Here is a 15,117-nt window from a genome sequence, read left to right as displayed (position 1 = left end):
TAGATCTGCCGCCTGGATATCAGCTGCGCAACAGGGCGCCCAGCTGCTTTTCCAGGGCTGCCCGGATCGAGGAGTGGGCTGCTTCCACCTCTTCATCGGTGAGGGTGCGGCTGGCATCGCGGTAGCGCAGCCGGAAGGCTTGACTGCACTGGCCTGCTGCAAGCTGACCGCCCTCGTAGCGGTCTACTAATTCTGCATGCTCCAGCAGCGGCTTGCCGGCTTTGCGAATCACCTGGAGCAGCTCAGCTGAGTGCGTGCTGGCTGCCACCACTACGGCCAGATCTCGCTCCGAAGCGGGAACGGTGGCATAGGGGGCAAAGGCTGGCTGCCAGCGGTTGCGGCGGGTGGCGGCGATCAGCAAGGCATCGAGTTCGAGCTCGAAGATGATGCTTGTTTGCGGCAGGTCTAGCTTTTCGGCCTGCTCAGGGTGCAGCTGGCCAAACCAGCCTTGGGGCCGCCCTTCCACTACCAGCTGGGCGGCTCGACCCGGGTGTAGCAATGGGTGCTGGGTGAGTGGGCGATCTTCGATTGGAATCGCCAGCGCTACCAAGGCTTGCTGCAGCAGGCCGCGGGCCTGGTGATAGGTGGGAGGCTGGGGTTTGCCACTGCTGCTCCAGCGCTCACCTCGCCGTTCGCCACAGATAACCCCAGCCAGCAGCTGGCGAGCAGACCTGGCGACATCGCTGCTGAACACCTGGCCGATCTCAAAGGCCCAGAAACCTGGCTGCCCACTCTGCAAGTTGCGGCGTGCAGCGGCGAGCAATTCGCCATGCAGGTTGTCGCGCAGGTAGCCGTAATCAGCTAGCAGGGGATTAGCCAGGGGTATGCGCCCAGCTGCTGCCGGCACCAGGGAAAAGCTGCAGGCCTCCTGCAGCCCGGTAGCGCACAGTTGGCGGCGCAGGCGGCGCTCCACCTGCTGGGCTGGAGTAAGTCCCCCAGGCTCCAGTGGGTCGGGTAGGTGGCAGGCGAAGTGGTCGTAACCAACCAGACGGGCTACCTCCTCAATTAGGTCAACCTCCCGCTGCAGATCCATCAACCGTGAGGGGGGCACGGCGACGAGCCAACCCTCACCATCTATCTGTTCTGCCAGCTGGCAACCAAGGGCCGTCAAGGTCTGGACGATCCTGTCGTCACTGAGGTCTGAATAGTCTTCGCCGTCTTGAACAGGTCCAAGCAGATTGTGCAGGGCGTCACGCCTCAGCTGCAACGGCTCGATTGGCTGCTCGGCTCGTTGATGTAGCCAGCGGCCCGAAACATTGGCAGCGCAATGTTGCATAAGCAGGGCCACGGCCCGATCTGCAGCAGCGAGGGTGGCCTCCCTTGGCAACCCCTTCTCAAAACGGCTGCTTGCTTCAGTGCGTAAGCCAACGCTGCGGGCGGAGCGGCGCACCGCCTGGGGAGCAAACACAGCAGCCTCAAGCCAGATTGAGGTGGTGGCTTCATTAACGGCTTCATCCGCACCACCCATCACGCCAGCCAGGGCGATGGGGCGGTTGCTGTAAGTAACCACCAGGGCTTCGGGGCTGAGTTTGTGCTCCGTGGCGTCCAGGCTGGTGAATTCCTCACCATCAAGGGCCTGGCGTAGCCCCAGGCTGGCTAGCTGGGGTTCGCTGTCTCCGTCGATTACGGCGAGGCGCTTGCTGTCGAAGGCGTGCAGGGGTTGTCCCGTCTCCAGCATCACCAAGTTGGTGATGTCAACAATGTTGTTGATCGGGCGAATGCCGGCCTTTTGCAGGCGCTGTTGCAGCCAGAGGGGCGATGGGGCGACCTTCAGCCCGTCGAGGGCCGTGATGCTGAATAGCCCCCCAGCCTCAACTGCGACCCGGTCGCTGGCGGAAAGAGGCAGCGGCTGGCTTGTTGTGGCAATTTCAGGTGCCTTTATCTGGGTCTGGCCGCCCACCAGGGCCGCCACCTCCCTGGCTATGCCTTGCATGGAGAGGCCATCAGGTCGGTTGGCGGTGATCGCCAACTCCAAAACCTGGTCATCCAGCCCCAGGCTTGGTCCCACTGCTGTGCCTAGGGGGGGCACCTGCTCCAGCAGCTCATCAAGAATGGCGATTCCTTCCCCCTCTGCCGTCTGGCCAAGCTCGGCAAGGGAGCAGATCATGCCGCTGCTGGCCACACCGCGCAGTTCGGCGGGCTTGATCGTCAGGTTGACCGCAGGCAGAGTGGCGCCCACCAGGGCAACGGGCACATGGATACCCGCCCGTACATTCGCTGCCCCGCAGACGATCTGCAGGGTTTCGGCGGCGCCTATATCAACTAAACAGACGCTCAGCTTGTCTGCGTTGGGATGGGCCTGGCGTTCACGCACGAAGCCCACCACGACACCGCCGGCCTGGGCGGCTAGGTCCTCTATGGCATCTACCTCAAAACCAGCCAAAGACAGGCGCTCGGCTAGCGGCCCTGGAGCGAGGGCTTGTTCGGGGCCGGTCACCAGCTCCTGCAGCCATTGGAGCGAGACCCGCATAGCCCGTGGTGTGTTGAACCTTGATCTTAGGGATCAACTGGGGGGTGGGACTACCGCCAGGTAAGGTGTGAACTTGTCCTTTCGCATCGCTCCAGCGGCGCAACGTCCTTCATGGCTAAAAACAAGGGCGTCCGGATCGTGATCACTCTCGAGTGCACCGAATGCCGGTCCAACCCCGCAAAGCGTTCTCCAGGTGTGTCCCGTTACACCACTGAGAAGAATCGCCGTAACACCACCGAACGGCTTGAGCTGAAGAAGTTCTGTACCCACTGCAACTCCTCGACGGTTCACAAGGAAATCAAGTGATTCAGGCTTGGGCCCCAGCTTTGGAGCTCAATCATCAGTTTCAACTCGATTTGCCCCAGCCCCGTCAGGTACTGGTCAGATCCAGCTTCATTCACTACTCGCCTTCGTAATCCATGTCCAGCTCTTTTTTCAAAAAGCGCCTGTCGCCAATCAAGCCTGGCGATCCTATTGACTATAAAGACGTCGATCTGCTCAAGAAGTTCATCACTGAGCGTGGCAAGATCCTGCCCCGCCGTCTCACTGGCCTGACAGCCAAACAGCAGCGTGACCTGACCAACTCTGTTAAGCGTGCCCGAATTGTGGCCTTGCTGCCTTTTGTGAATCCCGAAGGCTGAGGCCTGTCCCCTGGCGGCTTCAACCTTCCATCCTGGCGATCTGGTGGGACTGGGCGATGAGCGCGGTCCCCAGCTTGCTGTTGTTTTGGCTGTGGCCTCAAACAAGGCCTCTTTAGCCATTGGAACCAGCGCTAGGAAGCAGATCCAGCCGCTGCGGCAACTTTTGCTTCTCACTTCGTTTTCCGGCGAGTGCGATCCACCCCAGCGTCTTAGCCAAGCTCCGTGGTCGATTAGCGACGACGCTTTGACGGCAGTGCTGCCTTCTCGAAGCGATTTCGCGGCAGCTTGGATCCTGATGCAGGCTGAACCTCAGGGATTGCAGCTGAGCGACTGGGTTGATCTGGTTTCTTCGCGACGGGATGGCCTAGCTATTGCATCCTGCTGGCGCTGGTGTGTTGGTCCCCAGACCCTGTTCCGTCTGCGTCAAAACCTTGTTGAGGCCAGGCCCCTGACGGATCTTCGCCGGCTGCGGCGAGAACGCCGATTGCGGGTGCTCCAGGAGCAAGCTGAAATGCGCTGGCAGCAGCAGCTGCGCGATCGTCAGCCGCTTGATCTGCAACAACTCAGCGCAGAGCAGCGCCAGCAGCTTGATCTATTGGTTGATTGGGCTGGAGGTGAGTGCACAACTCCCCTACCCCTTCCCCTGCGCCAGGCTTTGCAGGCCGCCAAAGTTACGGCAGATACGGGTTCAATTCGCCACCTGCTGGTTGATCTGGGCCAGTGGCAAGCCCACAATTTGCCGTCCCTCCGAGCCACGGTCTGGGAGCAAGGCTTTTCTGCTGATCTACTGGCTGATGCCGAACACCTACTAGTTAGCGCTGAAACTGAACTCCCGGGTGATGCCGAGCGTCTGGACCTCAGCGGCCAGCGCAGCATCACCATTGATGACGCTGATACCTGCGACATTGACGACGGCTTGGCGTTGGAAACAACCCCAGCTGGCCAGGTCAAGATTTGGATCCACGTGGCGGATCCAGGTCGCTTGATTGCGCTGGATTCGCCCCTCGACTTAGAAGCACGACGGCGGGGCAGCAGTCTTTATCTGGCATCTGGAATTTTGCCGATGTTCCCGGAGTCGCTTGCCACCGGACCGATGAGCCTGCGGGCCGGACATCGCAGTGCCGCCTGGAGCATCTGGGTTGAACTCGACGGCGATGGGGCTGTTAAGGCTTCGGGATTGCAGCGCAGCTGGGTTAAGCCCACCTACCGGCTCAGCTATGGCGATGCCGACGACCTGATCGATCTAGCCCCGCCACAGGAGCGCGACCTTGCCGACCTGCACGGCCTGCTGCTGCGCCGCCGCCAGTGGCGTGTGCGCCAGGGTGCCCTGCTGCTGGATCAGCCGGAGGGTCGGATTCGGGCCCAGGAAGACGCGGCCCAGGGAGACGCTCCCCAGCTTGAGATCACCGAACCCAGCCCGGCCCGATTGATGGTGGCCGAAGCGATGATTCTGGCGGGCGCGGTAGTAGCTGGTCTTGGCCAAGAACAAGCTTTAGCTCTGCCCTATCGCAGCCAACTAACAGCAACTTTGCCGCCGGAGGCCGAGCTGGCAGCCCTGCCGGCTGGCCCGGTGCGCCATTGCGCCATCAAGCGGTGCCTAAGCCGCGGTCATACCGGCACGGAGCCAAGCCCCCATTTCAGCCTGGGCTTGCCGGCCTATGTCCAAGTCACCTCGCCGATTCGCCGCTACGCCGATCTAGTGGCGCAACGGCAACTGCTGGCACTTCAACAGGGAAGCCAGCCCATGGTTGCCACCGATCTAGCCGCCCTGCTTTCCGACTTAGACGGTCCGCTCAGGCAGGGGATACAGATCAGCAGGGAAGACCAGCGTCACTGGCAGCAGGTGTGGTTTGCGGCGCATGGGAGTCAGCATTGGCAGGCCTGTTTCCTGCGCTGGCTGCGCCCCCAGGACAGGCTGGGGCTGGTGCACGTTGATGCCCTGGCCATGGATCTGGCGGCCGAGTGCCCAGCTGGCTCGGACCCAGGCGATCTGCTGCAACTGCGAGTTCAGGCGGTAGACCCCCTCCGCGACCAACTGCGACTGCAGGCCACGGGCTAATCCGCGGCCAGTCGCGAGGCCCGCAACCATGGCCCCCAAGGATTGGCACAGCCAATCAACTTGGCCTGGGTCGGTCTATCAAGGTTCTGCAGCCAGCGGTTCAGACCTGGCTCCAGGGTGATGAGAGGCCACTCCCGTTTGGCGTTATCACGGCTGAGATCGCTGTCGCTCACAAAGGTGTAGCCGCCCTGGCCGTTCGGCAGCACCCTTCCATCCCACAGAGACTCCCTGGGTTCTGGACGGCCCTGGCTCGGACTTAGGGGTTTTTGGAATGGGCGCTCAATTTGGCCATTGGCCTGCAGGAGATCGGGATTGGCCAGCAGCTGCAGTTGTCGGGCTAACCAGTCGCTGGCATGCCAGGGGGTGTCCCAGAGCGGCACTACCGCCGCTGGAGCACGGTGATCGTGGAGCAGGCACTGCTGAACGTCCAGGGGCGCAAGCTCAGCGGGGGGGATGCCCCGCTGTACCGCCAGGGCCGCTGCCGCCCCGGCCGCCTGGCCGATGTTCAGAATTAGGGGCTGCAAACGGGTGGCCCCATTGGCCATGTGGCTGCTGCTGAAGGCCTTGTCAGCTGCCAGCAGGTTGTCGATCTCAGCGCTCAGCAGCGCGCCGTAGGGAATGCAAAAGGGAGTGCCGCTCCAGCGCCCTCCCCAGCGAATGCTTTTAGGTGCCAGTGGCCAGTCAGGCCCTGGGTAGTGGTGGTCGTTGGCGTAGTTTCCCACCGCTATCGACTCCAGTTCGCCACTGGCATTGAGCGGCAGTGGCCCTTGGGATTCAGCGCTGCCTAGGGGGAGCAGGTGCTGCTCCAGCACCTGCGAGCGGCCCAGCATTCTTCGCCCCTCTCGCCAGTAGGGCATGGCAGCTAGCCAGGGGGCAGGACTGCCGGCTTCAGCAGGAAAGGCATGGCCCAGTTGAAGCCAGCCCCCACTTGCCTGCTCAAGGGCTCTTGCAAACTGCAGGCTGTAGGACTGCATTTCGGCAGCTAACCCAGCTTGCTCAGCTGGATCAGCGCTGAAGGCGCGTTCCAGCCCCTGGTGCCAGTCATTGCCGTGCAGCGGCCAGTTGAGCATCACCAGGCCCCCAGGCAGGCGCCCGTAGTTGATCGTGCGCTCTAAACCGAAGGCCTCGGTGGCTCGTTCAAATGGCGCAGCCAAGGGCGGTTGGGCTGGAGCTGGCGTCAACACTTCGCTCTGGAGCTGGCCCATCACCACCCAGGTGGGCGATTGCACAGGTTGTTGCTTAAAAAAAGCTTCCGTTTGCAGCCGTTGCAGGCTGGGGGCACTGGGTTCGCCCCATTGCTCCTGGGCTTCCCAGCCGAGTCGAAATGGAACCTCCGCTAGGGGCAGCAGGTCGCCGCGGTCGCTGCCATCGATGACAACTTTGAAGTCCAGCCATTGCGTTTCACCCTTGTGCTCCAGCTGTACTGCTGTGATGCGGGCCCCCTGACGCCGCACCGCCAGCAGCCTGCAGCTTGGCCACCACTTCAGATTGGCCAGTTCGCTTACCCAGCCTTGCAGGATCGCTTCTGCGGTGGCGGGCCGATAACCAAAGCAACTCACCCAGTTTTGATCCAGTCCCTCGGGCTCGGCCTGCTCAAGGGCGCGCAGAAAGGCTCCCCAGAGACCTGTCTGCCAAGGGGTGAGCTCATTGCCATCGGGGCAGCAAACGCCGGCGGCGCTCACCATGCCCCCAAGCCATTTTCCAGGGGTGAGCAACAGGGTGCTGGCACCGCCGCGGGCCGCCTGGATTGCTGCGGCCACGCCACCGGTGCCGCCCCCCCATACCAATACATCCACTGCTTCTGAAGGCAGGGTCATGGCTGGCGGACACGGCTGACACAAGACTCGCAGGAGATGATCTGAGCAGGCGTGCTCGTGGTCAGCCTTTCTGTCCGTCGCCGCTCCGTAGGATTAAAAGGATGACTTACACGCTCACCACCCCCCTCTATTACGTCAACGACCGCGCCCATCTCGGCAGTGCCTACACAACGCTTGCCTGCGATGCGGTGGCACGCCACCAGCGGCTGAGGGGGGAGTCGGTGATGTTCATCACCGGTTGCGATGAACACGGCCAGAAGATCCAGCGCACGGCCGAAGCGGCTGGACTCAGTCCGCAAGCCCATTGCGATCTAATCAGCGAGGGATATCGCGATCTTTGGAACCGTTGGCAAATAAGCAACGACCGCTTCATCCGCACCACCGACCCACGCCACCGCCAATTGGTGGCTCAATTTTTTACCCGCGTGGAGGCCAACGGCGACGTAGTGGAGGGCCGTCAGCAGGGCTGGTATTGCGTTGCTTGTGAGGAATTCAAAGATGACGCACCGGGCAGTGACGATCCCGAATGCCCCATCCATCGCAAGCCCCTGGAATGGCGCGATGAGGTCAATTTGTTTTTCCGCCTTTCCCGCTATCAGGCACAGATCGAGGCCTTGATCCGCCAGCCGGGCTTCATTGCCCCCGCCAGCAGGCAGAAGGAGGTGGAAAACTTTGTGGCCCAGGGGCTGCGCGATTTTTCAATCTCCCGGATCGACCTGCCATGGGGCATTCCGGTCCCCGGCCATGAAGGCCATACCTTTTATGTGTGGTTTGACGCCCTGCTCGGCTATCTAACAGCCCTGCTGGACCCGGCGGAGCCAGTTGTGCTGGAGCAGGTGCTGGAGCGTGGCTGGCCCGCCCAGCTACATGTGATTGGCAAGGACATCCTGCGCTTCCACGCGGTTTATTGGCCAGCGATGTTGCTGTCCGCAGGGTTGCCGCTGCCAGAGCGCGTATTTGGCCACGGCTTCTTGACCCGCGAAGGCCAGAAGATGGGCAAGTCCCTTGGCAATGTGCTTGATCCTGATGTGCTGCTGGAGCGTTGTGGCCGCGATGCGGTGCGCTGGTACTTGCTGCGCGACATTCCTTTCGGCGAGGACGGTGATTTCCAGCAGCAGCGCTTCACTGATCTGGTCAACAACGATTTGGCAAATACGATCGGCAACCTGCTGAATCGCACCTCTTCGATGGCACGTCGCTGGTTTGCAGATGCCGTGCCTCCAGCCGGTGCCGCAGCCCAGGCCGATCACCCCCTGGCTGTTGCTGCCCTCGCGGCCGGCAACAGTGTCAATACGGCCCTAACCGACCTGGACTTCCGTCGCGCCGCTGAAGCGGCGCTGCAACTAGCAATCGCTGCAAATGGCTACCTCAACGACCAGGCCCCTTGGAAGCAAATGAAGTTGGAGGGTCAGGAGAGTTTGGTGGCAGCCGATCTTTATGCCGTGCTTGAGGCCACCCGCTGGGTGGCAGTGCTGCTGGCCCCGCTCCTGCCTGAGCTTTCTGATCGGATGCTGCTCCAGCTTGGTCAGGAACCATTTGCTAGCGGTTCGGTGGCTCCTGCCTGCGCCCCTGGCAGCCATGCTTCTCCTTGGCTGCTCGCCCAGCGATGGGGTCAGCTAGAGCCCGGACTCGCCCTGATTGAGCCGCAGCCGGTGATGTTGCGACTTGAGCTCGAGTCACCTCTGTGACCACGACTGCTGTGACCAAGACTGCCCGGCTGCAGTGGTGCCGCCTGCTGGCCCTGAGCCTGGGTGCCCTAGTAAGTCTGCCCGTGCTGCTGGTTGGATGCGGCACCCAGGTGTCTAAGGAGGAGCCGGCCCAGCCTTTTGTATTCCGCTCCCTCAACCTGCGCCAGAAGGATTCCAGCGGACGGCCTCTGTGGGAATTGACCAGCCCGGAGGTCCGCTACGACCTCGGTCGTCGTGTTGCCCAAGCCCGCGACCTGCGCGGCACCATCTATGCAAAGGGCAAACCCCTGTATCGAATAACGGCCAGCAGTGGCACCGTCATCAACGATGGCGAAGTGGTGCAGTTGGAGGGCCCGACCCGGCTGCAGCGCCTTGGCCCCAAGCCACTGGTTGTGACCTCTACGCGTGTGCGTTGGTATCCCAAGCAGGAGCGCATGGAATTGGACCGCAGTCCCCGCGCCTCCCAAGGGGAGTTGCTCGTGTCCGCTCGCCGGGCCCGCTTCTTGATCAAGCAGGACAAGTTGGAGTTGAGGGGGGACCCCCTGTTAGAGCGTTCAGGGACGGTCGGCTTGAAGCTCGCGGTGAGTTCTGCAGATTGGTTCCCAACGACCGGTCAACTGATCGGTCGAGGGCCAGTTCGGGGAGAACGGCGTCTGGCAGCTAGTGGAGTTCAAACACTTTCGGCGCCATCCCTTACCGGTAATTCCCTGCTTCAGCTGATCGACCTACAGGCACCGGTGCAGGTGCTGGATCCTGGCCGCAAGGGCCGTCTAGATGCCAGCCATACCCGCCTCGACCTGGCGCGGGAACGCATTAGCAGTGCCTATCCATTCACCGCTGTGCTGGATCAGTCCCGGCTTAGCGGCACGGGCTTTGAAGCGATTGGTCCTAGTCACATCTTGATGGTTCCCCTTAATTGCCGCCTAAACCAACCAACCGATTCCCTAATCGCCAATAGCTGCAGCTGGAATTGGCAGACAAATAAGGTTGAGGCCCTTGGTGCTGTCGAGCTGCGCCGCAAGGCTCTTGCCCAGGTCACCCGCGCTCAGCGGCTTCAGGGCGTGCTTAATGAGCAGGGGATGGCCGTATTCAGCAGTCCGGGGGCAAGGGTGGAAACTCGGGTGACCTTGCCTCCTCGGGCCCCATCAGGTCCTGATTCCCGCAAGCCGGCTCCATTCGCTCTCTAAGCCGCTGGGACCAACCCTCGAGCCAGGTCAAATCGCTGCGGCTAAAGCAGCGCGGCGACCAGCCGGCAAGCACTACCAAGCCCCTTGAGTCAATCGGCTGAACCACTACGGCTGGCACCCCTGGCAGCAGGCTCTCAAATTCAGCACGGCCTGGATAGAGGTTCAGATCTACAAGTGAGATGGCGGAACCTTTTTCTTGGGCTCGCTGGCAGATAGCTCCTGGTTCAAAGGGCACCTGCGCCAGTAGGCCGCGGCGCAGCAAACACTTGTTTTGCCACAGCACCACCACCGTTGCCGCCGGGGTGGCGGTGAGCAACATCTGGCTGCCCCAGCCCAATTCTTCTGATAGGGCTTCAGGTAGTCCATCTGCAAGGTCCACCCCCTGCACCCCTTCGAGGGCAGCTCGGGCAGCCGCTTCGGGCAAAGCCCGGGTCCAGAGCACACCCACCAACATCAGAGCCACCGCCAGGAAGCTGGCCAATACGGCAGCTCGCTCGAGGGCGGGATCAATGCTTGTCGCGGTTGTTTGATTCAGTACAACCAGGGCAAGGGAGGCCACCCCAGAGAGAAAACAGACCCTTGCGGGTGTGGAGGGGGCCATGGGGGTTAAGCAGGAGGCGACAGCTGGGCCCGCAGGCGGCAAACTAGATCCATGTTGGGCCTGAACCGTTGCCCCCTTCCCTGCGTGTGACCCGTCGCATTCCCTTATTGGGAGTGGTGGCAGCCCTGTTTATGGGCTTTGCAGCCTTTTGGATGCCTGCCCCGGCCCTGGCAATTGCCGCAAGTGGTCTACCGGCCTCCGCTCCCCAGGAGCGCATCCTTGACACCGCAGATGTGCTGAGCCGCGCAGCCATCGGCGAGCTCAGCAAAACCCTCGAAAGTTTTTCAGCAGAGCGGGTGGACGCCCACTTGATCACCGTTAACCGCCTTGACTACGGGCTGAGCCTTTCCCAGCTCGGCAATTCAGTGCTGGAGCGTTGGTCCGAGTCGGGGGGCGAGCCCAACCAGGTGCTCTTTTTAATTGACAGCCAGACGAACAGTGCGGCGGTGGTGACCTCTCCAGGCCTGGTTACCCAACTTGACGCCAGCCTGCTACGCAGTACGGCTCGAACCACGATGGCCCAGCCGATCCGCGATGGTGGTCGCTATCGCCAGGGCAGCCTCGATGCCATGACTCGCCTGCTCACCGTGCTGCAGGGAGGTGAGGATCCCGGCGAACCAATCACCGCTGAGGTTGTCAGTCAGCCCACCAACATCCCCACGAAGGAGGAAACGAAGTCAAGTAATGCCTTCACTTGGATTGTGGTGCTTCTAACGGTTGGCACGATTGTGCCCATGCTCACTTGGTGGGTCTTCTCGCGCTGATCCGATGGCACTTACCAACTGGATGGGGGCATTTGGGCGCGCCCAAGCCCTAGACCTCAGCAACGATCTTGAGCGCGGTTATGAATCCGCCCTGCTCATCCAGAGCATTGAGCTAGAGCACTACAACGACCGGCCCGTACGTCCTGAATTGGACCTGCGTATTCCTAGGTCGGCCCAGGCCCAGTTACTGCGTCGTTTTCGAGCTGCGCTAGAGGTCTGCCGCCAGTCTGTACAAACCTTGCAGACCCACCGAGGCGAGCTGGCCGGTCAGGAAATTCGCCAGTTTCAACTGATTGAGTCTGTAGTTGCCCGCTACGCGGCCAGTAGGGATCCGCTGCCTGCTATCAGTCGCTCCCCGGAGGTGCTGCCCCGCAGCCTGATTGGTGTTGTTGATCAGGTGCGTCGCCAGCTCGACCCCGAGGCTGAAGCGAATGTGGTGGCTGGTTTTCGGCGGCGCAGAGACTCCACTTTGGTGTCATTGCGCATCCTGCTACTGCTGATTTTGGTGCCGGTGCTGGTGCAGCAAATCAGCCGCACCTATGTGTTTTCCCCCCTGGTTGATCGCTTCGCTCCAGATAACGCCTTTCTTACCTATCCCAAACCAAAGCTTGAGGAGAAAGCCGTAGAGAAATTACGGCTTTTCCAGGCGGAGATTGAATTTGATGCCCTCTTGAACGGCAATCCCCTGCCAAGCCGTGATGAGCTGCAGATGCAGCTGGCGAGCAAGGCTCAGTCGCTCAAGGATGAAGCTGATCTGGAAAGCACCCACGCTATTAAGAACGTGCTTGCCGACCTCGGTGGCCTGGTCGGTTTTGTTTGCGTTTGCTTGTTTGGTAGGCGTGATCTTCAGGTGTTGCGCGGTTTTCTAGATGAACTTGTGTATGGATTGAGCGACAGCGCCAAGGCCTTCGGAATCATCTTATTTACCGATATTTTCGTTGGCTTTCACAGCCCGGAGGGCTGGACAGTGCTGCTGGATGGCGTTGCTCACCACCTCGGCCTGCCTGCCCAGGAGAATTTCATAATGCTATTTATTGCTACCTTCCCGGTGGTTTTAGCGACCGTGTTCAAATACTGGATTTTCCGCTATCTCAACCGTGTTTCACCTTCTTCTGTGGCCACGCTCCACAACATGAATGGTGGTGGTTGATTCCTACCAGCCATGCACTCTTGTGCTCGGTCCTGCCCGTAGTGGCAAGAGCCGCTGGGCCGAGCACCTCGCCAAGGAGTCGGGCCTGCCGGTTACCTACTTGGCAACCGGGCCTCAGCCAAGCGCCGAAGATGCTGCCTGGTTGGCGAGAGTTGAGGTCCACGCCGCTAGACGTTCACCGCACTGGAGCGTCTTGGAGGTTGATAGCGCTTTAGCCGGCGCCCTCGACTGCCTTAGCCCCCCTGGCATTGCCCTTGTCGATTCCCTCGGCACCTGGGTCGCTGCTGGCCTTGAGCTCGATAGTTCTGCTTGGCAACAGCGCTGTACAGCTCTTGTCCAAAGCCTGAGCAGCTGCAAGGTGCCCGTGCTGCTCGTGAGTGAGCAAACCGGGTGGGGGGTTGTGCCTGCCACTGCGATTGGCGGTTTGTTTCGCGATCGCCTTGGCTCCTTGGAGCAGCAGCTTGCCCCCCTCTGCGCTGCCATCTGGCTTGTGGTTGCGGGCCGCGCTCTCAATCTGAGCAACCTGGGTTTTGCCGTACCAGCTCTTTGATCGTGCCGCGGATCGTTTTGTTTCAGCCCCAAATCCCACCCAACACGGGCAGTGTGGCGCGAACCTGCGCGGCCACCGGCACGGAGCTGCACCTAGTGGAGCCCCTGGGCTTCCAAATCAATGATCGCCAGCTCAAGCGGGCTGGCCTCGACTATTGGCCCCTGGTGTCATTGCAGCGCCATGCCGACTGGTCAGCGTTTGCTGATCACCGTGTCCGCAGCGGCGGTCGCCTGATCGCCCTTAGTAGCCATGCAAGCCAGCCCTACACCAGTTGGCAATTTGAACCCGATGACTGGCTGCTGTTTGGCCGCGAGACCGACGGCCTACCAACGGATGTGCTGGCCTCGGCCGATGCGGCTCTCACGATCCCAATGTCAGGTGCCAAGCGGCCCCAGCAGGCCGGAGTGCGTAGCCTCAACCTCTCCGTGTCGGTTGGGGTGGTGTTGTTTGAGGCGCTGCGACAACAGAATTTGCTGACATTGGCGTGATCCCCTGAGGTGACAGGGATCTGGTCACCCCATCAGCGCCCTTGGTCGCAACCACCACTTGTGGCGGTGAGTTCCGTCCGCTACTGTCTGCCCGACTTGGGGATATCGGCTTCTCCACAGGTTTTGTCCGACTGAATGAATTGCATGAAGCCTTTGCAAACGACTCTGCGATTCCTGATCCCCTGCGCCATTGCCCTGCCGGCAGTGGTCGCAGCTCTTGACCCCGCCGATATCGAGAAGGCTTCTGTTGATTCTTTGATCGCTGCCCTACCTGCCCCCAGCATCGACAAGATCTGGGTCAAGGTGCGGCAGCCCATCAGCGTTGAAGAGCTATCCAGCAGCCTCAAGCTCGCCGAAGAGCGATTGGCCAAGCTCAACGACGTCAACGAAGACCACCATTTTCGTCAAGGTGACTGGCTTGTTGTTCCCAGCCAGCAGTCGAGGCAAATAAAGCAGCTGGCAGCGATCGATACCAGCGAGCTGCGCCGTACACCTCCTCTCCAGTCCCTTCCTCCTGTGGAGGAGCGTGCTGTTGTCCGCTTTGGCGACACCGTCGTAAAGATTGCTCAGCGCTATGGACTGACCCTGCAGGAACTGCTGCGTCTCAATCCTGGCCTTGAAACCGCACGCCTTGTCGTCGGTAGCCAGGTACGCCTCGCTCAGGCGTCTTCCGGTCGCACCCGCATGGTGCTGGGGCTCAAGCCAACCACTAGCGGCGGTATCAGTTGGCCCGAACTGCCTGGTTTTGATGAGCTCAACAATCCCTTTGCTGGACCAAGCTCAGCCCAGGGCTGGATTTGGCCGACCAAGGGAGTTTTTTCTTCCGGATACGGCTGGCGCTGGGGTCGCATGCACAAGGGGATCGACGTAGCCAACAACGTGGGGACACCGATCGTGGCGGCCAAGGCCGGTCGGGTGGTCTTCTCGGGCTGGCATGACGGCGGCTACGGCTACTTGGTGACCTTGGCCCATGCCGATGGCAGCCGCTCCCTTTACGGCCACAACAGCCGCCTAATGGTCCGAGTTGGGCAGGATGTTGAACAGGGATCATTGATTTCCCATATGGGCAGCACGGGCCGAAGCACCGGCCCCCACCTTCACTTCGAGGTCCATCCTCCGAGCTCCGGGGCTGCCAACCCTCTTTATTTCCTGCCACCTAAGGCCTGATAAACTCAACCAACGGCTCGGTAGCTCAGCTGGTTAGAGCGTGGGATTCATAACCCCAAGGTCGGGAGTTCAAGTCTCCCCCGAGCCATTTTCTCTGACTGGGCCTTGATTCTGCCCCTTTTTTAACTACTGTCAATCTCCTAACTAGCGCAACTCGACTGTGTTGAGCCTTGCTCGAAATGAGGCCACATCGTTCTGATCGCTTGCAATGCTGCCCATCAGCTCAGTGGGATCTGGATCAAGCTTTAGCTGTTGAACTTCCGGCGAGGCAGAGGAGGTGCCAGCAGTTGTGGCAGCACCACCCCGTCGTGCACGGCCATAGCCCTGGGAGCGCCCCTCAATCGCCCGAATCAAAGACTTGCTGCGGTTGACCTCGCCAATGCTCTGGCCGTCCTTGGGCCGGACCAATGGGTTGCCCTTCAGTTCAGACCGCAGCTGGCTAAGCAGACGGAAATGCCCAGTCGTGTTGTATTTCCGCAGCACACTCGGCTCCCAAGCCATCGCCATCACTCCCATAGACATCACATGAATCAGC

The 15,117-nt window shown here is 61.0% G+C and carries 14 protein-coding genes and 1 tRNA gene; 11 read left to right on the top strand and 4 right to left on the bottom strand.

From position 1 onward, the window contains the following. Positions 1-19: 19 nt before the first annotated feature. Positions 20-2,470: a phenylalanine--tRNA ligase subunit beta gene (gene pheT, locus KBZ22_RS00965; protein ID WP_255020689.1), complete on the bottom strand. Its 2,451-nt coding sequence runs from the start codon at positions 2,468-2,470 to the stop codon at positions 20-22. Between the two features lie 111 nt (positions 2,471-2,581). Between pheT and rpmG the strand changes: the two genes are divergently transcribed. The 3 genes from rpmG to KBZ22_RS00950 all read left to right on the top strand — a co-directional run bounded on the left by rpmG (position 2,582) and on the right by KBZ22_RS00950 (position 5,170). Further along, positions 2,582-2,776, top strand: coding sequence for a 50S ribosomal protein L33 (rpmG, locus tag KBZ22_RS00960; protein ID WP_106501787.1), 195 nt, complete (start codon positions 2,582-2,584; stop codon positions 2,774-2,776). A 113-nt stretch (positions 2,777-2,889) separates the two neighbouring features. Beyond that, a complete protein-coding gene (gene rpsR / locus KBZ22_RS00955; protein ID WP_106501788.1) occupies positions 2,890-3,111 on the top strand; it encodes a 30S ribosomal protein S18 in 222 nt (73 codons plus the stop codon). Between the two features lie 295 nt (positions 3,112-3,406). Beyond that, the gene (locus KBZ22_RS00950; protein WP_255020688.1) at positions 3,407-5,170 is read left to right on the top strand and encodes a ribonuclease catalytic domain-containing protein; all 1,764 of its coding nucleotides are present in this window, start codon (positions 3,407-3,409) and stop codon (positions 5,168-5,170) included. Here the strand turns inward: KBZ22_RS00950 and KBZ22_RS00945 are convergent. After that, positions 5,167-6,987: an FAD-dependent oxidoreductase gene (locus tag KBZ22_RS00945; protein ID WP_255020687.1), complete on the bottom strand. Its 1,821-nt coding sequence runs from the start codon at positions 6,985-6,987 to the stop codon at positions 5,167-5,169. The two genes, KBZ22_RS00950 and KBZ22_RS00945, sit on opposite strands and share 4 nt — an antisense overlap. 101 nt (positions 6,988-7,088) lie before the next feature. Between KBZ22_RS00945 and metG the strand changes: the two genes are divergently transcribed. Together metG and lptC are read left to right on the top strand one after the other, a co-directional pair. Beyond that, positions 7,089-8,675 carry a methionine--tRNA ligase gene (metG, locus tag KBZ22_RS00940; RefSeq protein WP_255020686.1) on the top strand — a complete coding sequence of 529 codons (1,587 nt, stop codon included), beginning with the start codon at positions 7,089-7,091 and terminating at the stop codon, positions 8,673-8,675. 11 nt (positions 8,676-8,686) lie between these two features. Next, entirely contained in the window at positions 8,687-9,862 is a 1,176-nt protein-coding gene (lptC, locus tag KBZ22_RS00935) for an LPS export ABC transporter periplasmic protein LptC (RefSeq protein ID WP_255020685.1), read from the top strand. Here lptC and KBZ22_RS00930 read toward each other — a convergent pair. After that, the gene (locus tag KBZ22_RS00930; protein ID WP_255020684.1) at positions 9,765-10,463 is read right to left on the bottom strand and encodes a cofactor assembly of complex C subunit B; all 699 of its coding nucleotides are present in this window, start codon (positions 10,461-10,463) and stop codon (positions 9,765-9,767) included. The two genes, lptC and KBZ22_RS00930, sit on opposite strands and share 98 nt — an antisense overlap. 68 nt (positions 10,464-10,531) lie before the next feature. Between KBZ22_RS00930 and psb32 the strand changes: the two genes are divergently transcribed. The 6 genes from psb32 to KBZ22_RS00900 all read left to right on the top strand — a co-directional run bounded on the left by psb32 (position 10,532) and on the right by KBZ22_RS00900 (position 14,670). Further along, positions 10,532-11,227 (top strand): photosystem II repair protein Psb32, encoded by a 696-nt coding sequence (gene psb32, locus KBZ22_RS00925; RefSeq protein ID WP_254941044.1) that lies wholly within the window; start codon positions 10,532-10,534, stop codon positions 11,225-11,227. 4 nt (positions 11,228-11,231) lie between these two features. Next, positions 11,232-12,377, top strand: a complete 1,146-nt coding sequence (gene pxcA / locus KBZ22_RS00920) for a proton extrusion protein PcxA (RefSeq protein ID WP_254997019.1) — start codon at positions 11,232-11,234, stop codon at positions 12,375-12,377. Further along, positions 12,364-12,927, top strand: a complete 564-nt coding sequence (gene cobU / locus KBZ22_RS00915; RefSeq protein WP_396111427.1) for a bifunctional adenosylcobinamide kinase/adenosylcobinamide-phosphate guanylyltransferase — start codon at positions 12,364-12,366, stop codon at positions 12,925-12,927. Before pxcA ends, cobU begins: the two co-directional genes overlap by 14 nt. Before the next feature lie 2 nt (positions 12,928-12,929). Then, positions 12,930-13,415, top strand: coding sequence for a tRNA (cytidine(34)-2'-O)-methyltransferase (locus KBZ22_RS00910; protein ID WP_254997022.1), 486 nt, complete (start codon positions 12,930-12,932; stop codon positions 13,413-13,415). Between the two features lie 144 nt (positions 13,416-13,559). Next, a complete protein-coding gene (locus tag KBZ22_RS00905; protein ID WP_255020682.1) occupies positions 13,560-14,582 on the top strand; it encodes a peptidoglycan DD-metalloendopeptidase family protein in 1,023 nt (340 codons plus the stop codon). Positions 14,583-14,596: 14 nt separating this feature from the next. Beyond that, positions 14,597-14,670, top strand: a tRNA-Met gene (locus KBZ22_RS00900). Positions 14,671-14,726: 56 nt separating this feature from the next. On the opposite strand, the gene KBZ22_RS00895 is transcribed toward KBZ22_RS00900, so the two are convergent. Beyond that, the gene (locus KBZ22_RS00895) at positions 14,727-15,083 is read right to left on the bottom strand and encodes a hypothetical protein (protein ID WP_254941048.1); all 357 of its coding nucleotides are present in this window, start codon (positions 15,081-15,083) and stop codon (positions 14,727-14,729) included. Positions 15,084-15,117 lie beyond the last annotated feature (34 nt).

Origin of the sequence: Cyanobium sp. L1E-Cus, assembly GCF_024345755.1 — a bacterium.
Lineage (GTDB): Bacteria > Cyanobacteriota > Cyanobacteriia > PCC-6307 > Cyanobiaceae > Cyanobium_A > Cyanobium_A usitatum.
This window is presented reverse-complemented; position numbering and strand designations above follow the sequence as displayed.